The organism is Streptomyces sp. NPDC101110, from assembly GCF_044759525.1.
Classification (GTDB): Bacteria; Actinomycetota; Actinomycetes; order Streptomycetales; family Streptomycetaceae; genus Streptomyces.
Map to the genome: position 1 here is coordinate 192477 of NZ_JBIVZM010000010.1, position 21984 is coordinate 214460.

Sequence of the window (21984 nt, forward strand, 5' to 3'; positions counted from 1 at the left end):
CGAGTCAAGGGCGCATCAGCGACACGCAAAAGCCGGTTCCGGTCACCCAAGTGGGTGCCCGAACCGGCTGTTTGACGTCGTGTGGGATCAGCCGACGAGGTTGTCGGCCAGCTCCTCGCTGAGGTTGGCCTCCGTGCCCGGGATGCCGAGGTCGGAGGCGCGCTTGTCGGCCATGGCCAGCAGGCGGCGGATCCGGCCGGCGACGGCGTCCTTGGTCAGCGGCGGGTCGGCGAGCGCGCCCAGTTCCTCCAGGGAGGCCTGCTTGTGCTCCATGCGCAGCCGGCCGGCGGCGGCGAGGTGCTCTGGCACGTCGTCGGCGAGGATCTCCAGGGCGCGCTGCACCCGGGCGCCGGCGGCGACGGCCGCGCGGGCCGATCTGCGCAGGTTGGCGTCGTCGAAGTTGGCGAGCCGGTTCGCGGTGGCGCGCACCTCTCGGCGCATCCGGCGCTCCTCCCAGGCCAGCACCGACTCGTGCGCGCCGAGACGGGTCAGCAGGGCGCCGATCGCGTCGCCGTCGCGGACGACGACCCGGTCCACGCCGCGCACCTCGCGGGCCTTGGCGGGGATCGACAGCCGTCGGGCGGCACCGACCAGGGCGAGCGCGGCCTCGGGACCCGGGCAGGTCACCTCCAGGGAGGAGGAGCGGCCCGGCTCGGTGAGCGAACCGTGCGCCAGGAACGCGCCACGCCAGGCGGCCTCGGCGTCGCAGGTGGCCCCCGAGACCACCTGCGGGGGCAGGCCGCGGATCGGGCGGCCCCGCCCGTCGACCAGGCCGGTCTGGCGGGCGAGCTGGTCACCGCCCGCCACCACCCGCACCACGTAGCGCGAGCCGCGGCGCAGCCCGCCCGGAGCCATCACGATCAGCTCGGAGCTGTGGCCGAAGATCTCCAGGATGTCCCGCTTGAGACGGCGGGCCGCCATCGCGGTGTCCAGCTCCGCCTCGATCACGATCCGACCGCTCACGAGGTGAAGGCCGCCGGCGAACCGCAGGATGGCGGAGACCTCCGCCTTCCTGCAGCAGGTCCGGGTGACGGGGAGCCGGGAGATCTCATCCTTCACCGCTGCCGTCATCGCCATGGGCCGATCCTTCCATGCATCCGAAAAATACGGTCGTACGCGGCGGCCAACAGCTCCGGGTCGTGCCTCGGTGTTCCGTCGGGTCCGGCCACCGGCGCCAGCTCGACCGCGGCCCCGAATCGCTTGGCGGCGTCGGTCAGGGAGTCACGGTCGGGCACGGCGGCCTCGTCGGCCAGCACCACGTCCAGGGCGAGTTTAGGGGCGTGTCGTCCCAAAACCTCCAAATGACGCTGCGGGGAGAAGCCCTCGGTTTCTCCGGGCTGCGGCGCGAGGTTCAGGGAGAGTACCCGGCGGGCCTTCGTCTGCGTGAGCGCGTCCAGCAGCTCGGGCACGAGCAGGTGCGGGATGACCGAGGAGAACCAGGAGCCGGGGCCGAGCACCACCCAGTCGGCGTCCAGGACGGCCTCGACCGCCTCGGGCACGGCCGGCGGGTCGCACGGCACAAGGTGCACGGACTGCACCTCGCCCGGGGTGAGGGCGACGGTCGCCTGCCCGCGGACCGTGTCGACCTCCTCCGGGCGCTTGGGGTCGTGGCCCTTGACGAGGGCCTGGAGCTCCAGCGGCACGGCGGACATCGGCAGCACCCGCCCCTGGGCGCCGAGCAGCCGTCCGACCAGGTCGAGGGCCTGGACATGGTCGCCGAGCTGCTCCCACAGGGCGACGATCAGCAGGTTGCCGACCGCGTGTTCGTGCAGGTCGCCCTGGGACTGGAAGCGGTGCTGGATGACCCGGGCCCAGGTCTGGCCCCAGTCGTCGTCGCCGCACAGCGCCGCCAGGGCCTTGCGCAGGTCCCCGGGCGGCAGTACACCCAGTTCGTCGCGCAGCCGGCCGCTGGAGCCGCCGTCGTCGGCCACGGTGACGACGGCGGTGAGGTCACCGGTGATCCGGCGCAGCGCGGCGAGCGAGGCGGACAGTCCCATGCCGCCGCCGAGGGCGACGACCTTGGGCTGGGTGCCCCGGCGGCGCGGCCTGCCGCCCCGGGCCTCGGCGGGCCGGCCGCCCTTTCGGTCTGCGGTGCCCTTGTCGCCGTTGCTCTCGGGCACCACCCGGCGCAGCCGGCTCAGCCGGGGTGTACGTCGTGTCATTCGCGTCCCATGTCCCGGTGTACGACCACCGTCTCCACGCCCTCGGCGGCGAGCCGGGCGGCGAGCTTCTCCGACATGGCGACCGAGCGGTGCTTGCCGCCCGTGCAGCCCACGGCGATGGTCACGTAGCGCTTGCCCTCCCGGCGGTAGCCGGTGGCGACCAGCTGGAGGAGCTCCGTGTAGCGGTCGAGGAACTCCTTGGCGCCGGGCTGGTTGAAGACGTAACCGGAGACCTCCTCGTTGAGGCCGGTGTACGGCCGCAGCTCCGGGACCCAGTGCGGGTTCGGCAGGAAGCGGCAGTCGACGACGAGGTCGGCGTCGACCGGGAGGCCGTACTTGTAGCCGAACGACATCACCGTGGCCCGCAACTCCGGCTCCTCCTCGCCGGCGAACTGGGCGTCCATCTTGGCGCGCAGCTCGTGGACGTTCAGGCTGGAGGTGTCGATCACCAGGTCGGCGTCGCCGCGCAGCTCGCGCAGCAGTTCGCGTTCGGCGGCGATGCCGTCGACGATGCGGCCGTCGCCCTGCAGCGGGTGCGGGCGGCGCACCGACTCGAAGCGGCGGACCAGGGCCTCGTCGGAGGACTCCAGGAAGACGATCCGCCGTGTGACGTTCTTCGCCTCCAGGTCGGCGAGGGACTCGCGGAGGTTGTCGAAGAAGCGGCGCCCGCGGACGTCGACGACGACGGCGATCCTCGCCACGTTGCCCTGGGAACGGGCGCCGAGTTCCACCATGGTGGGGATCAGGGCGGGCGGCAGGTTGTCCACGACGAACCAGCCGAGGTCCTCCAGGCACTTCGCCGCCGTGGAGCGCCCGGCTCCGGACATGCCGGAGATGATCACCAGTTCGGGGATGGCCGCGTCCGGGACCGGGGCCTTCTCGTTGGGCGTGCCCGTACTCACCTGTGCTCCGTCTCCGGCTTGCTCTTGTCGCGCGTCGTGCTCGTTCACATTCATGTCTCCTGCCCCCGTCGTTCGTCCGGGGCGCCCGTTGCCACGGGTTCCCCACTGGAACCCATGGTGCCTGGTTCCTCTTCCATGATCTCTCCGGTCGCCGTGTTGACGGCGGGCGCGGCCGGGGCCGACCGGGCGAGGGCCACGGCGATCGTCTCGGCTGTCTTGCGGCCTATGCCGGGGACCTCGCAGATCTGGTCGATCGTGGCGGATCGCAGTTTCTTCAACGAACCGAAGTGCTTCAGAAGTGCCTGCTTGCGGGTGTCCCCGAGGCCGGGGACGTCGTCCAGCGGGCTGGAACGGAAGCGCTTGGACCTCTTGGTGCGCTGGTAGGTGATCGCGAACCTGTGGGCCTCGTCACGCACGCGCTGGAGCAGGTACAGGCCCTCGCTGGTGCGGGGCAGGACCACCGGGTCGTCGTCGCCGGGCAGCCAGACCTCTTCCAGTCGCTTGGCGAGGCCGCACACGGCGATGTCGTCGATGCCGAGTTCGTCCATGGCGCGCCGGGCGGCCGCGACCTGTGGGGCGCCCCCGTCGACGACGACGAGCTGGGGTGGGTAGGCGAACTTCCTGGGGCGGCCGTCGTCCTCGGTGGGGCCGGTGCCGACGATGTCGCCGTTGCCGTCGGTCATGGGAGCCGCGGCGTTCTCATCGTCGGTCACGGGAGCTGCGCTCTCGCCCTCGGCCACCGGAGCGGCGGCGCTCTCGCCGTCGGTCCACTCCCCCGTCTTCTCCTTCTCGGCGAGATAACGCCGGAAGCGCCGGGTGATCACCTCGTGCATGGAGCGGACGTCGTCCTGCCCGGCGAAGCCCTTGATCTGGAAGCGGCGGTACTCGCTCTTGCGGGCCAGGCCGTCCTCGAAGACGACCATGGAGGCCACGACGTCGTCACCCTGGAGATGGGAGATGTCGTAGCACTCGATCCTGAGCGGGGCGCTGTCCAGGTCGAGGGCGTCGGCGATCTCCTCCAGAGCGCGTGAGCGCGTGGTCAGGTCGGAGGCGCGCTTGGTCTTGTGCAGCACGAGCGCCTGCTGGGCGTTGCGCTGCACGGTCTCCATGAGGGCCTTCTTGTCCCCGCGCTGCGGAATGCGCAGGGAGACGCCCGAACCGCGGCGGCCGGTGAGCCACTCCTGGGCCGGCTCCAGGGGGTCCGGCAGGGCGGGGACCAGCACCTCCTTGGGGACGGCGTCGCCCGTCTCCTCGCCGTACAGCTGCTGCAGGGCGTGCTCGACCAGGGCGCCGGTGGTGATCTCCTCGACCTTGTCGGTGACCCAGCCGCGCTGGCCGCGCACCCGCCCGCCGCGGACGTGGAAGATCTGGACGGCCGCCTCCAGCTCGTCCTCGGCGACCGCGATCAGGTCGGCGTCGGTCGCGTCGGCGAGCACGACCGCGTTCTTCTCCATGGCCTTCTTCAGGGCCCCGATGTCGTCGCGCAGCCGGGCGGCCCGCTCGTACTCCATCTCGTCGGCCGCTTCCGCCATCTGCTTCTCCAGCCGGCGGATGTAGGTGTTCGTCCGGCCGGTCATGAAGTCGCAGAACTCGTCGGCCAGTTCGCGGTGCTCCTCGACGGAGACGCGTTCCACGCAGGGGGCGGAGCACTTGCCGATGTAGCCGAGGAGGCAGGGGCGGCCGGTACGGGCGGCGTTCTTGAACACGCCCGCCGAGCAGGTGCGCACGGGGAAGACGCGCAGCAGCAGGTCGACCGTGTCGCGGATCGCCCACGCATGCGCGTACGGCCCGAAGTAGCGCACGCCCTTCTTCTTGTGACCGCGCATCACCTGCACGCGCGGGTACTCCTCGTTCATCGTCACCGCGAGGTACGGGTAGCTCTTGTCGTCGCGGTACTTGACGTTGAACCGGGGGTCGTACTCCTTGATCCAGGAGTACTCCAGCTGGAGCGCCTCGACCTCCGTCGACACCACCGTCCACTCCACGGACGCGGCCGTGGTGACCATGGAGCGGGTGCGCGGGTGCAGGCCCGCCAGGTCCTGGAAGTAGTTCGCCAGGCGCTGGCGCAGGCTCTTCGCCTTTCCGACGTAGATCACCCGGCGGTGCTCGTCACGGAACCTGTAGACCCCCGGCGAGTCGGGGATCTCACCCGGTTTGGGGCGGTAGCTGGAGGGGTCGGCCATGTCTCACACCCTACTGGCGAGCACCGACAGTCAGGCTCGGCGGAGGGACATGATCAGAGCCCCGGCGGCAGGCAGTTTCCAACGGCATGGGCCGCCCGGGGGTTACGGCCCACCGGGAGCGGGAATGTGGCTCACCCACGGCACAGGGCGACGTCCGGTGGGCGGAGTCGGTGCCGGTGCAGGCACAGGTTGTCGGTGCGGACCGGTCGTTCCCGGTGGGGAGCGGGCGGGCCACGGGTCGGAGGGCTGCGCAGATGAAGCGGATGCGGATCGAGAAAACCCGGCGGACGGTCCGTGCCCGCCGGTACGCGGACGACGCGTTCGCGCTGCCCGACTCCCTGGACCCGCGCGATCCCGACATCGTGCGGGCCAAGCGCCTGGCTCTGCGGGAGCAGGGCGGCGGCGACCGCTCCTAGGCGGCCACTTCCGGAAGCACACGTCCATGCGAACGCCCGGGGCGCACGCCCCGGGCGTTCGCATGTCCGGGTGGAGCCTGCCGAGCGCAGGTGGGTCACTGTCCGGCATCAGGTGTTGTCGGGGCCGGGTCAACACGCTTCAATGCGGGGGAACTCGGGCCCTGAACGACGGCGTACGGATGTGAAGACCTGCCCGCGCCGGTGGGAGGGCCCCGCGCTAGCGGTCTGACCAGCCGTTGCCGACTCAGAGAAGAGGCCCCTGCATGCCGCACGCCCCACAGCACGCGGACGTCGCCACCGCGGAACTGGACTCGGCCCTGCGAGGCGGCCCCTTCCACGTCGCCCTGCGGGCCGCCATCGCCGCCCGCGGCCTGCCCCTGCAGCGCGTTCAGCACCACCTGTCCCGGCACGGGGTGAAGGTCGGTGTCACGAGCCTGAGTTACTGGCAGCAGGGGGCCCGGCGTCCGCAGCGCCCCGAGTCGCTGCGGGCCGTGCGCGCGCTGGAGGAGATCCTGGAGCTTCCCGAGGAGTCGCTGATCCGGCTGCTCGCCGAGGGCGGGGACAGCACGTCCGGGCTGCGGTCCGCCGCCCGCTCCTACCGCTCCCTCGTCGAGGCCTCCGGGGTCCTGGACCAATTGCTCGCCGAGTTGGACTGTTCGCCGGACGGGGGCCTGCACTCCCTCGGCCACCACGAACGGCTCCGGATCGGGGCCCGGCGCGAGCTCGCCGAGCGTGAGTCGCACCACATCGTGCGCGCCCACCGGGACGGCATCGACCGTTTCGTGGCCGTCCACCACGGGGACCGGGGTGCGGCGCCGGAGCGCATGCGGGTGCACGCCCTGGAGAACTGCCGTACCGGGCGCGTCCGTTGGCACCGCGACACCGGGGTGCTGGCGGCCGAGCTCCTCTTCGACACCCGGCTGCGGGCCGGGGACACCTTCCTGTTCCGCTATGGCGTCGAGGACGGCACCGCGGGTGCGTCACGCGAGTACGTGCGCGGCTTCGACTGCCCCGGGGGCCAGTACGTCCTCCAGGTGTGCTTCGATCCGGCGGCCCTGCCGGTGCGGTGCCACCGTTTCGCCCAGCACACCGCGGCGGCGCCGCGCAGCGGATGCCAGGGCCTGTCGCTCAGCGGCCGGCACCACTCGGTGCACCTGGTCGAGCCCCGGGTGCGGGCGGGGTTCCTGGGCATCGGCTGGGACTGGGAGTAGCCGCACGGTCCGCCTCCCGGGCCGGAGCTGTCCGCTTCCCGGGCCGGAGCTGGTTCTCCGGCGCACGGTCCGCCGCCTCAGGGCCCGGATCTGGGCTCTCCGACGCATGGTCCCGCCTTCTCCCCCGGCCCGGATCTGGCTCCGGCGCCGGGAGGCGGCGGACGTAAACGATTGCGCAAGCGTTTACGTCTGGCGCTCGATGCGGTACGTTCCGCCGGAAGCGGACCGGAACCACCGGAGGAGGGAACGCCCATGGCGACCATGGCCGACGTAGCGCGCAGCGCCGGTGTCTCCGTGGCGACGGTCTCGCATGTGCTGAACGGCACCCGGCCGGTGCTGCCGCACACCCGCCAGGCGGTGCTGGAGGCCGTGGAGGAGCTCGGCTACACCCCGAACACGCTGGCCCGTTCCCTCGTAACGGCCCGCACCCGGTCCATCGGGCTGGCGGTGTCGGCGATCAGCAATCCCTACTTCACGGAAATCCTCCAAGGCGTCGAGGCCGCCGCGCTGGAGGCCGGCTACAGCCTGCTGATCGCCGATCCGCACGACGACCCGGAGCACGAGCGCAAGGTCGTCCAGCTGCTGCACGAGCGCCGGGTCGACGGCCTGATCGTCGCGCCCTCCGCCGATCCGCGCGGGCTGCTCGCCTACCTGGGGCGGCACGACGTACCGGCCGTGTTCCTGGACCGGGTGGTGGACACACCGGGGAAGGACGGCGGTGGGCACGTCGACCAGGTGTGCGCCGACAACGCAGAACCGATGTCCGGGCTGGTCACCCACCTCGCCGGGCTGGGTCACCGGCGGATCGGGCTGGTGGCGGGGCGGCCCGGGCTCAGCACGACGAGCGAGCGGATCACCGGGTACCGCAGCGGTCTGGCCTTCGCCGGGCTGGCGTACGACGAGCGGCTGCTGGTGCACGGCGACTCGGAGTCGGCGGGTGCCGAGCAGGCGGCCGGGGCCCTGCTGTCGCTGGGTGTGCCGCCCACCGCGCTGGTGACCGGCAACAACGCCATGACCATCGGGGTGCTGCGGGCCCTGCGCGCGCACGGTTTGTCCGTGCCGGGTGACATCGCCCTGTGCTGTTTCGACGACTTCGCGTGGGCGGATCTGTTCTCGCCCCGGCTCACCGCGATCGCCCAGCCCGGCAGGGACATCGGTGCCCGGGCCGTCCACGTGCTTCTGGAGCGGCTCGCCGAGCCGGACCGGCCCGTCCGGACCGTGCGGCTGCCCTGCGCCTTCGTCCACCGCACGTCGTGCGGCTGCCCCAGTCCGTCCGAGGAAGGAACCCCGTCGTGATCGTCGTCGCCGGTGAGGCACTGATCGACCTGGTACCGCAGGGCACGGGTGCCCTGGCCGCACTGCGTCCCGCGCTCGGGGGCGGCCCCTACAACACGGCCGTGGCGCTGGGCCGCCTCGGCTCCCCCACTGCCTTCTGCTCCCGGGTGTCGTCCGACGCCTTCGGGCAGGCTCTGCTGGACGGACTGAGCGAGACCGGGGTCGACGTGTCCTCGGTGCAGCGGGGCACCGAGCCGACGACCCTCGCCGTCGCCACGGTGGGCGCCGACGGCTCGGCGGCCTACTCCTTCTACGTCGACGGGACGGCCGACCGGCTGTTCCAGGCGCCCTCGGCGCTGCCGTCCGGCACCCGAGCGGTGTCCTTCGGCACCTGTTCGCTGGTCCTGGAGCCGGGCGCGAGCGCCTACGAGGAGATGATGCGCCGGGCGGCGGCAGAGGGCGTGTTCACCGCGCTGGACCCGAACATCAGGCCCGGGCTGATCCCGGACGCGGACGCCTACCGGGCGCGGTTCAAGAGCTGGCTGCCGTCGGTGTCGCTGCTGAAGCTGTCCGCGGAGGACGCGGAGTGGCTCGGCGGCACGCCCGGGGAATGGCTGGCGGCGGGCCCGGACGCGGTGGTGATCACGCGGGGCGGTGACGGTCTGACCGCCTTCACCGCCGACGGGGAGTACGCGGTGCCGGGCGAACGCGTCGAGGTCGTGGACACCATCGGCGCGGGCGACACGGTCAACGCGGCCCTGCTGCACGGACTCGCCGTACGCGGCGCCCTCAGCACGCGGGGCCTCGCGGGACTGGGCCGCGGCGGCTGGACGGAACTGCTGACCTTCGCGGCCCGCGCGGCGGCGATCACCTGCTCACGGGCCGGGGCGGAACCGCCGTACGCGCACGAGCTGGAGGGCTGACACGGGCCGGGCACCCGCCTTCCTCAACCCGAGACGTCCCCACATCGACGACCGGACCGCCGGGTCCTGTGCGCCTTCTACCCGGTCGGCGGCTCAGCCGGATCCTGTGTGCCTCGTACCCGGTCGGCGGCTCAACTGGGGTTCGGGTTCTGTGCCTCGTACCCGGTCGGCGGGTCAGCCGGTCTCCCCCGCCGCCACCGCCCGCAGCGCGCCGGGGCGGCGGCCGTTGAGGCGGTCCAGGGCGGTGGCAGTGGCGTCGTCCGCGGGCAGCTGGACGATGAGGTGCTGCCCCTCGTCGGGAAGGGCGAGCGTCTCGCTGAGCAGCCGCAGGGAACCGGCCTGCGGGTGCTCGATGTGCTGGGCGGCCGTCCGGCGCGGCGCCGCCGCCAGATCGGCGAACCGGTCGGTGAACTCCGCCCCCGCCGTCACCGTCAGCTCGTCGGCCAGCTCGGCGAGGTAGGGGTCCCGGAGAGGGACGCCGTGCCGGAGCCGGGCGACGAGGTCGTCGGCCACCCGGTCCCAGTCGCGGTACGCGCTGCGGGCCCGGTCGTCGGTGAACAGGTACCGGAGCAGGTTGGGCCGCTCGTCGTCGAGCAGGCCGAGAGGGCCGACCAGCCGTTCGTAGCCGGCCGTGTGGGCGAGGACGTCGCCGATCCAGTTGACCACCAGCGCGGGAGCCGGCTCCAGCCGGTCCAGCACGGCCCGTACGGTGGGGCGCGCCGTACGGCTGAGCGGCGGGGCCGCCGCACAGATCAGCGGGTCGCCGCCGCCCGCCTCCTTGGTCAGGCGGCGCAGCAGCATCCGGTCGGTGAGGGAGAGGTTCAGGGCGTCGGCCAGGGCTCCCAGCACCTGGGCCGACGGGTTGCGGTCGCGGCCCTGTTCCAGCCGGGTGATGTACTCGACGCTGACGCCCGCGAGGGTGGCCAGTTCGGCACGCCGCAGGCCCGGCGTGCGGCGTCGGGGGCCTGCGGGCAGACCCGCCTCGGCCGGGGTGACGGCTTCACGCCAGGTCCGCAGGAACGTGCCCAACTCGTTGTCGCTCACCCGCCGAACGTACCGGGTGGGCGGACGCGGAGGGTGGCCCCGTCACTACCAGGCTCCGGCCGGTCTCCCTCCCGGGCCGCCCGCCCCTCAGGGTGGAGGGCATGACGAATGACACCGCCCCGACGCCCCTGCCGCTCGCCCCGGGCGAGTGGGCCCTCGACCCGTTCCACTCCTCCGTGAACTTCACCGTTCGGCACCTGGGCATCGCCAAGGTGCGGGGGCGCTTCGAACGGCTGGAGGCCGGACTGTTCGTCGGGGAGCGGGTCGAGGACGTGCGGATCTCCGCGACCGTCGACCTGGCCTCGATCAACACCGGCAACGCCGACCGGGACGCGCACGTCCGCGCCTCCGACCTGCTGGACGTGGAGAAGCGCCCGACGATGACGTACCGCTCGACGCGGGTGTCGGGCGGGGGCGAGGACTGGACCGTGGAGGGGGATCTGACGATCGGCGAGGTGACCCGACCGGTGACGCTCGCCGTGGAGTTCGGCGGGCTGGTCGAGGTGCCCATGGACGGCAGCCGGCACGCCGGGTTCGAGGCGACGGGTGAGATCCGGCGCGGCGACTTCGGCCTCGACTTCGCTCCCGGCCTGCTCGGTGACGTGGTGAGGATCCAGCTCGACATGCAGTTCGTGGAACCGCGGGAGAGCGTCTGACCGCACGGCGAACGCGCCGGGCCCCACGGGACGTTTCCCGTGGGGCCCGGCGCGTTCGGCGCGGGTGACCTCAGCCCTTGCTGGACCGGGTCGTCTTCTTGGCGGCGGCCTTGGTCGTCTTGGTGGCCTTGGCCGCTGTCTTCTTGGTGGCGGCGGTGCCGGTGACCGTCTTGGTGGCGGTCTTGCGTGCCGGTGCCGTCTTGGCCGCGACCGTCTTGGCCGCGACTGTCTTGCGGGCCGTGGTCTTGCGCGGTGCCTTCACCGAGGACGCGTCGCTGACGCGGTCGGCGCCGAGGATCTCCCGCAGGAACTTGCCGGTGTGGCTGGCCGGGACCCCGGCCACCTGCTCGGGTGTGCCCTCGGCGACGACCAGGCCGCCGCCGGCGCCGCCTTCGGGGCCCATGTCCACGATCCAGTCGGCGGTCTTGATCACGTCGAGGTTGTGCTCGATGACGATGACCGTGTTGCCCTTGTCGACCAGGCCGGACAGGACCGTCAGCAGCTTGCTGATGTCCTCGAAGTGCAGACCGGTGGTCGGCTCGTCCAGGACGTAGACCGTACGGCCGGTGGAGCGCTTCTGCAGTTCGCTGGCGAGCTTCACGCGCTGCGCCTCGCCGCCGGACAGGGTCGTCGCGGCCTGGCCGAGGCGGACGTAGCCGAGGCCGACGTCCTTGAGCGTGTTGAGGTGCCGGGCGATGGCGGGGACCGCCTCGAAGAAGGCGGTGGCCTCCTCGATCGGCATGTTCAGCACCTCGGCGATGGACTTGCCCTTGTAGTGGACCTCCAGGGTCTCCCGGTTGTACCGGGCGCCGTGGCAGACCTCGCACGGGACGTAGACGTCCGGCAGGAAGTTCATCTCGATCTTGATCGTGCCGTCGCCCGCGCAGTTCTCGCAGCGGCCGCCCTTGACGTTGAAGGAGAAGCGGCCGGGCAGGTAGCCGCGGACCTTCGCCTCGGTGGTCTCGGCGAACAGCTTGCGGATGTGGTCGAAGACGCCGGTGTACGTGGCCGGGTTGGAGCGGGGGGTGCGGCCGATGGGCGACTGGTCCACGTGCACGACCTTGTCGACGAGGTCGTCGCCGTCCACGCGCGTGTGCCGCCCGGGTACGCTCCGGGCGCCGTTCAGCTCGCGGGCCAGGTGCGTGTACAGGATGTCGTTGACCAGCGTCGACTTGCCGGAGCCGGACACGCCGGTGACGGCCGTGAACACGCCCAGGGGGAACGAGACGTCGATGTCCTGGAGATTGTTCTCCCGGGCGCCGTGCACGGTGAGCTGCCGGGAGGGGTCCAGCGGGCGGCGGATGTCGGGCAGCGGGATGGCCTTCTTGCCGGACAGGTACTGACCGGTCTCCGATCGAGCGTTGGCGAGGAGCTCCTTCAGGGAGCCGCTGTGCACGACCTTGCCGCCGTGCTCGCCGGCGCCGGGGCCGATGTCGACGATCCAGTCGGCGGTCTTGATGGTGTCCTCGTCGTGCTCGACGACGATGAGGGTGTTGCCCATGTCGCGCAGCCGGACCAGCGTCTCGATCAGCCGGTGGTTGTCGCGCTGGTGCAGACCGATGGACGGCTCGTCGAGGACGTACAGGACGCCGACGAGGCCGGAGCCGATCTGGGTGGCCAGGCGGATGCGCTGGGCCTCGCCGCCGGACAGGGTGCCGGCCGCGCGGTTCAGCGAGAGGTAGTCCAGGCCGACGTCGACCAGGAACCGCAGCCGCTCGTTGACCTCCTTCAGCACGCGCTCGGCGATCTTCTTGTCGCGGGCGGTGAGCTTCAGTTCGCCCAGGAAGTCCGCGCAGTCGCTGATCGACATCGCGGCGACCTCGGCGATGGACTTGTCCATGATCGTGACCGCGAGGACGATCGGCTTGAGGCGCGTGCCCTCACAGGTCGGGCAGGGTACCTCGCGCATGTAGCCCTCGAAGCGCTCGCGGCTGGAGTCGCTCTCGGCCTCGCTGTGCCGGCGCTTGACGAAGGGGACGGCGCCCTCAAAGGCCGTGGTGTACCGGCGTTCGCGGCCGTAGCGGTTGCGGTAGCGGACCTCGACCTGCGTCTTGTGGCCGTGGAGCAGGGCCTTCTTGGCGCGCTGCGGCAGGCCGGCGAAGGGGATGTCCGTGCGGAAGCCCAGCGCGTCGGCGAGAGCACCGATCAGGCGGCCGAAGTAGTCCTTGGTGTGGCCGTGCGACCAGGGGTGGATGGCGCCCTCGTCGAGGCTCTTGTCCGGGTCGGGGACGATCAGCTCCGGGTCGACCTCCATGCGCGTGCCGATGCCGGTGCAGTCGGGGCAGGCGCCGAAGGGCGAGTTGAAGGAGAAGGAGCGGGGCTCGAGCTCCTCGAAGGACAGGTCGTCGTACGGGCAGTACAGGTGCTCCGAGAACATGCGCTCGCGCTCGGGGTCGTCCTCGGGGAGGTCGACGAAGTCGAGCACGACCATGCCGCCCGACAGACCGAGGGCGGTCTCCACCGAGTCGGTGAGGCGGCGCTTGGCGCCGTCCTTGACGGTGAGGCGGTCGACGACCACCTCGATGGTGTGCTTCTCCTGCTTCTTCAGCGTGGGCGGGCTGGACAGCTGGATCGTCTCGCCGTCCACCCGCGCGCGGGAGTAGCCCTTGGTCTGGAGGTCGGAGAAGAGGTCGACGAACTCGCCCTTGCGCTCGCGCACCAGCGGCGACAGCACCTGGAAGCGGCTGCCCTCGGGCAGCTCCAGGACCCGGTCGACGATGGCCTGCGGCGACTGGCGGGAGATAGGACGGCGGCACTCCGGGCAGTGCGGCTTGCCGATGCGCGCGAAGAGCAGGCGCAGGTAGTCGTAGACCTCGGTGATCGTGCCCACGGTGGAGCGCGGGTTGCGCGAGGTCGACTTCTGGTCGATGGAGACGGCCGGGGACAGGCCCTCGATGAAGTCGACATCCGGCTTGTCCATCTGGCCGAGGAACTGCCGGGCGTAGGAGGAGAGGGACTCCACGTAGCGCCGCTGTCCCTCGGCGAAGATGGTGTCGAAGGCCAGCGAGGACTTGCCCGACCCCGACAGGCCCGTGAAGACGATGAGCGAGTCGCGCGGGAGGTCGAGCGAGACGTTCTTCAGGTTGTGCTCGCGCGCTCCACGAACGATGAGACGGTCGGCCACGCCGGTCCGCACCTTTCTTGAGAGAAGTGACAGGGGCGGGGCCCCCGTCTTTCTCAGACTAGGGGGAGCCACTGACAACGCCGGTCGGGTTCACGGGTTGCCAACAAACCCCGGCTCTCCAGCATGCCCGACGCCACGTCCGACCATATAGCACGTGCTTTCGATTTACGGCACTCCTCCACCACCTTCACCCGAAGGAGTGGCGCGGCTAGGGTCAGCACCATGATTGATCACGCTCATGACCTGGCGTCTGTACGTGACGCGACGGAGCGGCTGCTGACCGCAGTCGGTGCACTGGACAACGCGGCTGTGACGGAGCCGTCACGGCTGCCCGGCTGGAGCCGCGGCCACGTCCTGGCCCACCTCGCCCGCAACGCGGACGCCCTCGTGAACGTCCTGCGGGGCCGCCCCATGTACGTCTCCGGCGAGGCCCGGGACGCCGACATCGAGCGGGACGCCCCGCGGGCCCTCGACGTCCAGCTCGCCGACCTGCGCGAGAGTGCGGCCCGCTTCCAGGAGGCCGGCGACGCTCCGGCGGACTGGACGCGCACGGTGGAGCTGCGCAACGGGGTCACGGACTCCGCGTCCCGGGTGCCGTTCCGGCGCTGGGTCGAGGTGGAGCTGCACCACGTGGACCTGGGGATCGGCTACGAGCTGGAGGACCTCCCCGAGGACTTCACCGAGCGGGAGATCGACTTCCTGGCCGACCGGTTCACCGGGCACCCCGACGTGCCGGCCACCCACGTCACGGACGGCACGCGCGCGTGGAGCACCGGGCGGAAGCCGGGCGAGCACGGGCCCGAGGTGACGGTCACCGGTACCCCGGCCGACCTGCTGGGCTGGCTCGCGGGCCGCCGCGACGGCTCCGCGCTGTCGTCGGCCGGCGGGCCGCTTCCCACGCTGCCGCCGCTATAGGCTGGCGGACATGACGTACAGCGGAGAGGTGACGGTCGGCGGGCCGGCCGATGTGCACGAGCTCAAGGACCTGATGATCACCAAGATCGCGGTGGGTCCGATGAACAACAACGCCTATCTGCTGCGCTGCCGGGCCACGGACGAGCAGCTGCTGATCGACGCCGCCAACGAGGCCGGCACACTGCTCGGCATGATCGGTGGCGACGGCATCGCGTCCGTCGTCACCACCCACCGGCACGGCGATCACTGGCAGGCGCTGGCCGAGGTCGTGGCTGCCACCGGTGCCCGCACCTACGCGGGCCGGGAGGACGTCGAGGGCATCCCCGTACGGACCGACGTGCCGGTCGACGACGGGGACACCATCCGGGTCGGGCGCGTGGAGCTCACCGCCCGCCACCTGGTCGGGCACACGCCCGGCTCGATCGCCCTCGTCTACGACGACCCGCACGGGCACCCCCATGTGTTCACCGGGGACTGCCTGTTCCCCGGCGGTGTGGGCAACACCCATCAGGACCCGAAGGCGTTCGCCAGCCTCATCCACGACGTCGAGACCAAGATCTTCGACGCACTCCCGGACGAGACCTGGGTCTACCCGGGGCACGGCCACGACACGTCCCTCGGCGCGGAGCGCCCGCATCTGCCGGAGTGGCACGCGCGCGGGTGGTGACTGTGTGCGCCGGGCGCTGCTGGGCGTGAGGGGTGGTGCGAGGCACTGTTCGCCGTGAGGGGTCGCGTGAGGCGCTGTTCGGCGTGAGGGGCCGCGCGGGGCGCTGTCGGCGAGCGTGCGCGCCGTGCACGCGCCCCGTGTGAAGTGTTCGCACACGCCGGTGTCGCACGTGCGCTCCCCTCGCACGTAGTTGCGCAGTCAACTGGTCTCAGCCCCGCGCAGGATGACGGCTCCTGGGCGGTTTGGGCCGCCGGCCTGTCGTTCCCCGCCCTCGGTCGGCGGCCCCGGCACACGCCGACGCGAAGTACGTGTAAGGGGCTTTCGCCATGGCCGGCGGGGCTTACCGGGGTGGCCGACGGGGCTCCGGGTCGCTACGGGGCGTGCCGGTGACGGCTCACGCGTCCGCCTTGCCCGTACCTGCCAGCGCCGCCACCCGCTCCACGCCGAACACGTACCCCTGCACGCCACAGCCCGCGATGACCCCGTCGGCCCGCAGCGACACGTAGGAGTGGTGCCGGAACGACTCGCGCTGGTGGATGTTGGAGATGTGGACCTCCAGCACCGGCAGGCCGTCACAGGTGTTGAGGGCGTCCAGGATGGCGACGGACGTGTGCGAGTAGGCACCGGGGTTGATCACGATGCCGCAGTGGTTCAGCCGGGCCTCATGGATCCAGTCGACCAGCTCACCCTCGTGGTTGGACTGGCGGAAGTCGACCGTACCGCCGTGCGCGGCCGCCGCCTTGGCGCACAGGGCCTCCACGTCGGCGAGGGTGTCGGAACCGTAGATCTCCGGCTGGCGCTGGCCGAGCAGGTTCAGATTGGGGCCGTTGAGGATCATGATCGGGGCGTGGGCCAGGGTGCGGGGCACGGTTCCTCCGGTCCGTTCAGGGTCGTGCGGCCCGTGACGGACCGCTGCTCACAGCCGGTCTATCACGGAGCACGTACCGGTCTCGCCCTGCTGTGCACGCCGCTCAGGTCCCGGTGCGCTCGCCGGACCCGCCCGCTCGGCACGCTGATCTCATCCCGGCGCCTGCCGGACTCGCCCGCTCGGCACGCTGATCACGTCCCGGCGCCTGCCGGACTCGCCCGCTCGGCACGCTGATCACGTCCCGGTGCGCATACCGGCCTCCCCCGCTCGGCACGCCGCTCGTGTCCGTGCGCGCGGCCGGTTTTATCTCGGTGCGACGGCAGCGCGCCGGGTCGTAGCCTCCTGGCATGACGAGCCTGACCAGCCCGGCCTATCCACCGAAGCCGTCCCCCGGTGACCGCATCGCCGTGATCTCGCCCTCCTCGGGCCTGCCGGGACTCTTCCCGCTCCCCTACGAGCTCGGCCTTCAGCGGCTGCGCAAGGAGTTCGGGCTGGAACCGGTGGAGTACCCGGCGACCCGCATCATGGGCTCCACGCCACGGGAGCGGGCCGCCGACATCCACGCCGCCTTCGCCGACCCGGCGATCAAGGCGGTCATCGCGTCGATCGGGGGCGACGACCAGATCACCGTGCTGCCGTACCTGGACCGGGAGTTGATCCGGGCCAACCCGAAGCCGTTCTTCGGGATGAGCGACAACACGAACCTGCTCGCGTTCCTGCGCACCTGCGGCGTCGTCGCCTTCCACGGCGGCAGCGTGATGTGTGAACTCGGCCGCCCCGGCGCCATGCACCCGCAGACCGCCGAGTCCCTGCGCGCGGCCCTGTTCACCTCGGGACCGTACGAGTTGAGGCCCGCCGAGCGGTGGCGCGACATCGACAGGGACTGGGCGGATCCGGCGACCTTCGACGCCGAGCCGGATACCCGGCCCGGTACCGGCTGGACCTGGGTGCACCCCGACCGGGTGGCCGAGGGCCGCAGCTGGGGCGGTTGCCTGGAGATCATCGCCTGGCTGCTGATGGCCGACCGGGAGATCGCCCGGGACCTGTCCGAGTACGACGGCAACGTGCTGCTGCTGGAGACCTCGGAGGACATGCCGAGCGCCACGGAGGTGTTCGGCACCCTGCGCTGCATGGGCGAGCGCGGGCTGCTGGAACGCTTTCCCGCCCTGCTGATGGGCAGGCCCAAGACCTGGTCCCTCGACCGCCCCAACACCCCTCACCAGGCGGCTCGTTACGCGGCCGACCAGCGCGAGGCCGTCCTGCGCGCCATGCGGACCTACGCCCCCGACACCATGATCGTCTTCGACGTGGACTTCGGGCACACCGATCCACAACTGGTGATTCCGTATGGCGGCACGGTGCGCGTGGACGGACCCGCCCGGCGCGTCACGGTCACGTACTGAGAACCCCCGAGTCCCTCTACGCGCCCCCCTGACCGGCGGTCACGGTGGGTAGTGACGCGGCATGCACCACGTACGCACCGTAAGGGCACCCTCCATGCCGCGCCTCGCGGCCGCCTCGCTCGCCGGAACGGCCATCGAGTTCTACGACTTCTTCGTCTACGGCACCGCGGCGGCCCTGATCCTGGGGCCGCTGTTCTTCCCGACCTTCTCTCCGGTCGCCGGGACACTCGCCGCCTTCGCCACCTTCGGCGTGGGCTTCGTGGCACGACCGCTCGGCTCGATCCTGTTCGGGCACATCGGTGACCGTCGCGGGCGGCGGCCGGTCCTGGTCGCCTCCCTGCTGCTCACCGGGGCCTCCACGGTCGCCGTCGGCTGCGTCCCGACGTACGACTCGATCGGCGTGGCTGCTCCCCTGCTCCTTCTGGTCCTGCGCTTCCTCCAGGGTCTGGGGCTCGGCGGCGAGTGGGGCGGGGCGGTGCTGCTGGCCGTGGAACACGCACCCGCCCGACGGCGTGTGCTGTGGTCGAGCTTCCCGCAGGTCGGGCCCGCGCTGGGGTTCCTGATCGCCAACGGTGTGGTGCTGGGGCTGTCCTCGGCGCTGACCGAGGCGCAGTTCGCCGCCTGGGGGTGGCGGGTGCCGTTCTGGGCGGCGGGGGTACTGGCCGTCGCGGGGTTGTGGCTGCGGTCCTCCCTCGCGGAGAGCCCGAGCTTCCTCAAGATCGACGACCACGCGCGCGTGCCGCTCGCCGAGGTCGTCCGCCACCACTGGCGGCTCCTGCTGCTGACCGGCGGAGGGCTCGCGATCGGCTACGCGATCTTCTACGCCGTGACGACCTGGTCCCTCGCCTACGGCACGGAGCGGCTCGGGGTGAGCCGCAGCGTCATGCTGACCTGCATCATGGGCGCGGTGCTCGTGAAGGGTGCTCTCACCCCGCTGGTGGCGCTGCTCGGTGACCACTACGGCCGGCGGCCACTGTGCCTCGCCGGATGTGTGGCTGCCGCCCTGTGGATGTTTCCGATGGTCGCGCTCCCCGCCACCGGGGCCCCGCTGCCGATGTTCGTCGGGTTCCTCGGGGCGATGCTCGCGTTCATCACGATGTTCGCCGTGATCGCCGCGTATCTGCCGGAGCTGTACGAGCCGCGGGTGCGCTGCACCGGCGCTGCCGTCGGCTACAACCTCGGCGGGGTCGTCGGAGGAGCCCTCACACCCATCGTGGCGACCGCCCTCGCCGAGCAGGGCGGGCGGGTGCCCTGGGGTGTGGCCGCCTATCTGACGGCGATCGCGCTTCTCAGCCTGGGGTGCTTCGCGTTGCTGCCGGAGACTCGCCCGGTGCGGGTGGGCAGCGCGGCCGAGGCCGCGGCGGGGTGAGCCGGGTGGCCGCTGCGGGGTGGGCCGGGTGGTGCCGCCCTACGGGTTGATCGCCAGCTCCAGGTACGCCGCGAACAGCACCAGGTGAACACCGCCCTGGAGCGGCGTGGCCCGGCCCGGCACCACCGTCAGCGAGGCGACCACCACGGTCAGGGCGAGCAGCACCATGTGCGTGGCACCGAGACCGAGGACGAGCGGGCCGGAGAGCCACAGGGAGGCGAGGGCCACGGCGGGGATGGTCAGGCCGATGCTGGCCATGGCCGAGCCCAGCGCGAGATTCAGGCTGGTCTGCACACGGTCGCGACGGGCCGAGCGAAGCGCGGCGATGGTCTCCGGCAGCAGCACCAGCAGGGCGATGATCACGCCGACGACGGCATGGTGGAGCCCGGCCGCCTCCACCCCCGACTCGATGGTGGGCGAGACGCCCTTGGCGAGGCCCACCACACCGATCAGGGCCAGGCCCAGCAGGGCCAGACTGATGCGGGCGGTGGAGACGGTCGGCGCCTCGGCGTGCTCCTCGGCGGTGATCACCTCGCCGTGCCGGGTGATCGGCAGGAAGTAGTCCCGGTGCCGCACGGTCTGTGTGGCGACGAACAAGCCGTACAGAACGAGCGAGGACAGCGCCGCGAAGGTCAGCTGGACGGTGGAGAACTCGGGCCCCGGCTTGCTCGTGGTGAACGTGGGCAGGACCAGGCTGAGCGTGGCCAGGGTCGCGACCGTGGCGAGTGCGGCGCCGGTGCCCTCCGGGTTGAAGACGGCCGTGCCGTGCCGCAGTGAGGCGACGAGCAGGCACAGTCCGACGATGCCGTTGCAGGTGATCATCACGGCCGCGAAGACCGTGTCCCGGGCCAGGGTGGAGCTCTTGTCCCCGCCGTCGGCCATCAGGGTGACGATGAGGGCGACCTCGATGATCGTGACGGCGACGGCGAGCACGAGAGAGCCGAACGGCTCACCGACGCGGTGGGCCACCACTTCGGCGTGGTGCACGGCGGCCAGGACTGCGCCCGCAAGGACCAGGGTCACCAGGGCGACGACCGCCACGGGCAGATCCCGTCCCCAGGTCAGGACCAGCAGGAGGACCGCCAGCAGGGGCACCAGGGTCGTCCACTGTGCCGCGAGCCGCCCGCTCCGAACGATCATGCAGCGATCGTCGCAGACGTGCTCGGGCCTTGCACTCCGGTTTGCCGGGCCTTTGAGGACGCCCCGAGACGCTGCTGAGGCGCTACTTGAGGTCCCGCGCGTCCAGGACGTCGCAGTTGGTGAAGACCCGCTCGCCCGTGCTGAGCGCGTCCAGCCGCTGCGCCATCGCGCTGGTCTCGGGGTCGTCGCTGTTGCGCATGGCCTCCTCGTACGAGTCGAACTCGATCAGCGCCAGGTAGCGGCCGGGTTTGTCCCGGTCCTTCAGCAGCGTGCTGTGGGTGGGGCCGTTCGCACGGCCGGCGTTGCGCTGCCCCGCCTCTTCGAGCACCTGCTGCATCTCGTCCAGACGCTCGGTCTCGAACTCGATGATCTGCACGAACTTCATGACGCCTCCAGCCGGCCACGGCGCCCCCGAGCCGGGGAACGCTTCAGGAAACAAGCAAGCACCGGGACCGGCGGTCGGCAATTCGCCGCGCACCGGTCCCGGTGATGGTTGTTCCTACGCCCGACGCGGTCAGGCGTCGATGCTGTCCTTCGGAGCGTCTCCGCTCTTGCCCTGCGCCCCCTCGGCCGCCGCCTGCTTCTTGGAAGCTCGCAGGCTGGTGATCGTGGTGACGATCAGGACTGAGCAGATCACACCCAGCGAGACCGGGATGCTGATCTCGGGGACATGCACCCCGGACTCGTGCAGCGCGTGCAGCACCAGCTTCACGCCGATGAAGCCCAGGATGATCGAGAGGCCGTAGGAGAGGTGGACCAGCTTCTTCAGCAGGCCGCCGATGAGGAAGTACAGCTGGCGCAGACCCATCAGGGCGAACGCGTTGGCCGTGAAGACGATGTACGGGTCCTGCGTCAGGCCGAAGATCGCGGGGATGGAGTCGAGGGCGAAGAGCACGTCGGTGGTGCCGATGGCCAGCATCACGACCAGCATCGGGGTCATGACCCGCTTGCCGTTCTCCACGATCCACAGCTTGGTGCCGTGGTATCGGTCCGCCACGCCGAAGCGGCGCTCGGCGGCCTTGAGCAGCTTGTTCTCCTCGAACTCCTCGTCCTCCTCGTCGGCTCGGGCCTCCTGGATGAGCTTCCAGGCGGTCCAGATGAGGAAGGCGCCGAAGAGGTAGAACACCCACGAGAAGCTGGCGAGGATCGCCGCACCGGCGGCGATGAAGATCGCCCGCAGGACCAGGGCGATGAGGACACCGATCAGCAGGACTCGCTGCTGGTACTGCGACGGAACCGCGAACTTCGCCATGATCAGGACGAAGACGAACAGGTTGTCGACGCTGAGCGACTTCTCGGTAATGAAGCCGGCGAAGAACTCACCGGCGGGCTGGCCACCGGCGAAGACGAGCAGACCGAACCCGAAGAGTGCGGCCAGCACGATCCAGACGATCGTCCAGATCCCGGCTTCCTTGATCGACACGTCGTGCGGCTTGCGGCCGATGAAGAAGTCGACCGCGATGAGGGCGGCGAGGCCCACGATCGTCAGGACCCACAAGGTCACGGAAACATCCACTGCGCCTCCGGCAGTCGTTAACGGCAAATGTCAGCGTCGTCGCTGCCGGAGGTCTCTTCCACCCAAGGATGGGCCGACGCCCCGGGATCTGGCCTGATCCGTATTGACGGGTACGCCGCAGCAGACAGGGAGTACTCCCCTCCGTGCCGTCAACAGTACCCCAATCACCAAGAACAGGTAAAGCACTTGGTAAAAGAAAGGCCAAAATCC

At 71.2% G+C, this 21984-nt stretch carries 19 protein-coding genes; 9 read left to right on the forward strand and 10 right to left on the reverse strand.

Translation table 11 applies throughout. The features are described from left to right. Window positions 1-87 precede the first annotated feature (87 nt). Genes whiA through uvrC form a run of 4 tightly spaced genes read right to left on the reverse strand, consistent with a single transcriptional unit; the run spans window position 88 to window position 5247 of the window. The gene (whiA, locus tag ACIQU3_RS23935; RefSeq protein WP_366709482.1) at window positions 88-1077 is read right to left on the reverse strand and encodes a DNA-binding protein WhiA; all 990 of its coding nucleotides are present in this window, start codon (window positions 1075-1077) and stop codon (window positions 88-90) included. After that, window positions 1068-2162 carry a uridine diphosphate-N-acetylglucosamine-binding protein YvcK gene (gene yvcK, locus ACIQU3_RS23940; protein ID WP_403729959.1) on the reverse strand — a complete coding sequence of 365 codons (1095 nt, stop codon included), beginning with the start codon at window positions 2160-2162 and terminating at the stop codon, window positions 1068-1070. The genes whiA and yvcK overlap by 10 nt, the downstream gene beginning before the upstream one ends. Beyond that, a complete protein-coding gene (gene rapZ / locus ACIQU3_RS23945) occupies window positions 2159-3118 on the reverse strand; it encodes an RNase adapter RapZ (protein ID WP_366709484.1) in 960 nt (319 codons plus the stop codon). Before rapZ ends, yvcK begins: the two co-directional genes overlap by 4 nt. Continuing rightward, window positions 3115-5247 carry an excinuclease ABC subunit UvrC gene (gene uvrC / locus ACIQU3_RS23950; RefSeq protein ID WP_403729955.1) on the reverse strand — a complete coding sequence of 711 codons (2133 nt, stop codon included), beginning with the start codon at window positions 5245-5247 and terminating at the stop codon, window positions 3115-3117. The genes rapZ and uvrC overlap by 4 nt, the downstream gene beginning before the upstream one ends. Before the next feature lie 263 nt (window positions 5248-5510). Between uvrC and ACIQU3_RS23955 the strand changes: the two genes are divergently transcribed. The 4 genes from ACIQU3_RS23955 (at window position 5511) to ACIQU3_RS23970 (ending at window position 9072) form a co-directional block, all read left to right on the forward strand. Beyond that, window positions 5511-5663: a hypothetical protein gene (locus ACIQU3_RS23955; protein WP_366709486.1), complete on the forward strand. Its 153-nt coding sequence runs from the start codon at window positions 5511-5513 to the stop codon at window positions 5661-5663. Window positions 5664-5926: 263 nt separating this feature from the next. Next, window positions 5927-6874: a hypothetical protein gene (locus tag ACIQU3_RS23960; RefSeq protein WP_403927640.1), complete on the forward strand. Its 948-nt coding sequence runs from the start codon at window positions 5927-5929 to the stop codon at window positions 6872-6874. A 252-nt stretch (window positions 6875-7126) separates the two neighbouring features. Beyond that, window positions 7127-8170, forward strand: coding sequence for a LacI family DNA-binding transcriptional regulator (locus ACIQU3_RS23965; RefSeq protein WP_403927643.1), 1044 nt, complete (start codon window positions 7127-7129; stop codon window positions 8168-8170). After that, complete coding sequence (locus tag ACIQU3_RS23970; RefSeq protein WP_403927645.1) at window positions 8167-9072, forward strand: carbohydrate kinase; 906 nt, start codon at window positions 8167-8169, stop codon at window positions 9070-9072. The genes ACIQU3_RS23965 and ACIQU3_RS23970 overlap by 4 nt, the downstream gene beginning before the upstream one ends. Window positions 9073-9246: 174 nt before the next feature. Here the strand turns inward: ACIQU3_RS23970 and ACIQU3_RS23975 are convergent, their stop codons facing one another. Then, window positions 9247-10116 (reverse strand): helix-turn-helix domain-containing protein, encoded by an 870-nt coding sequence (locus tag ACIQU3_RS23975; protein WP_403729938.1) that lies wholly within the window; start codon window positions 10114-10116, stop codon window positions 9247-9249. 101 nt (window positions 10117-10217) lie between these two features. On the opposite strand from ACIQU3_RS23975, the gene ACIQU3_RS23980 reads away from it, so the two are divergent. Beyond that, window positions 10218-10772: a YceI family protein gene (locus ACIQU3_RS23980; RefSeq protein WP_403729935.1), complete on the forward strand. Its 555-nt coding sequence runs from the start codon at window positions 10218-10220 to the stop codon at window positions 10770-10772. Between the two features lie 70 nt (window positions 10773-10842). Here the strand turns inward: ACIQU3_RS23980 and uvrA are convergent, their stop codons facing one another. After that, on the reverse strand, window positions 10843-13896 hold the full coding sequence (gene uvrA / locus ACIQU3_RS23985) for an excinuclease ABC subunit UvrA (protein WP_403927648.1): 3054 nt from the start codon (window positions 13894-13896) through the stop codon (window positions 10843-10845). 222 nt (window positions 13897-14118) lie between these two features. On the opposite strand from uvrA, the gene ACIQU3_RS23990 reads away from it, so the two are divergent. Both ACIQU3_RS23990 and ACIQU3_RS23995 read left to right on the forward strand, forming a co-directional pair. Next, the gene (locus tag ACIQU3_RS23990; protein WP_403729929.1) at window positions 14119-14811 is read left to right on the forward strand and encodes a maleylpyruvate isomerase family mycothiol-dependent enzyme; all 693 of its coding nucleotides are present in this window, start codon (window positions 14119-14121) and stop codon (window positions 14809-14811) included. Window positions 14812-14821: 10 nt separating this feature from the next. After that, window positions 14822-15478, forward strand: coding sequence for an MBL fold metallo-hydrolase (locus ACIQU3_RS23995; RefSeq protein ID WP_403927650.1), 657 nt, complete (start codon window positions 14822-14824; stop codon window positions 15476-15478). A gap of 394 nt (window positions 15479-15872) precedes the next feature. Here the strand turns inward: ACIQU3_RS23995 and aroQ are convergent, their stop codons facing one another. Beyond that, on the reverse strand, window positions 15873-16346 hold the full coding sequence (gene aroQ, locus ACIQU3_RS24000; RefSeq protein WP_366709495.1) for a type II 3-dehydroquinate dehydratase: 474 nt from the start codon (window positions 16344-16346) through the stop codon (window positions 15873-15875). A 356-nt stretch (window positions 16347-16702) separates the two neighbouring features. On the opposite strand from aroQ, the gene ACIQU3_RS24005 reads away from it, so the two are divergent. Further along, complete coding sequence (locus ACIQU3_RS24005; protein ID WP_403927733.1) at window positions 16703-17749, forward strand: S66 peptidase family protein; 1047 nt, start codon at window positions 16703-16705, stop codon at window positions 17747-17749. A 94-nt stretch (window positions 17750-17843) separates the two neighbouring features. Continuing rightward, window positions 17844-19118 (forward strand): MFS transporter, encoded by a 1275-nt coding sequence (locus tag ACIQU3_RS24010; RefSeq protein WP_403927653.1) that lies wholly within the window; start codon window positions 17844-17846, stop codon window positions 19116-19118. 39 nt (window positions 19119-19157) lie between these two features. On the opposite strand, the gene ACIQU3_RS24015 is transcribed toward ACIQU3_RS24010, so the two are convergent. From ACIQU3_RS24015 to ACIQU3_RS24025, 3 genes are all read right to left on the reverse strand, one after another. After that, on the reverse strand, window positions 19158-20258 hold the full coding sequence (locus tag ACIQU3_RS24015; protein WP_403729917.1) for a calcium:proton antiporter: 1101 nt from the start codon (window positions 20256-20258) through the stop codon (window positions 19158-19160). 82 nt (window positions 20259-20340) lie between these two features. After that, window positions 20341-20643 carry a hypothetical protein gene (locus ACIQU3_RS24020; protein WP_403729914.1) on the reverse strand — a complete coding sequence of 101 codons (303 nt, stop codon included), beginning with the start codon at window positions 20641-20643 and terminating at the stop codon, window positions 20341-20343. A gap of 129 nt (window positions 20644-20772) precedes the next feature. Next, the gene (locus tag ACIQU3_RS24025) at window positions 20773-21774 is read right to left on the reverse strand and encodes a TerC family protein (protein ID WP_403729906.1); all 1002 of its coding nucleotides are present in this window, start codon (window positions 21772-21774) and stop codon (window positions 20773-20775) included. Between the last annotated feature and the right edge of the window lie 210 nt (window positions 21775-21984).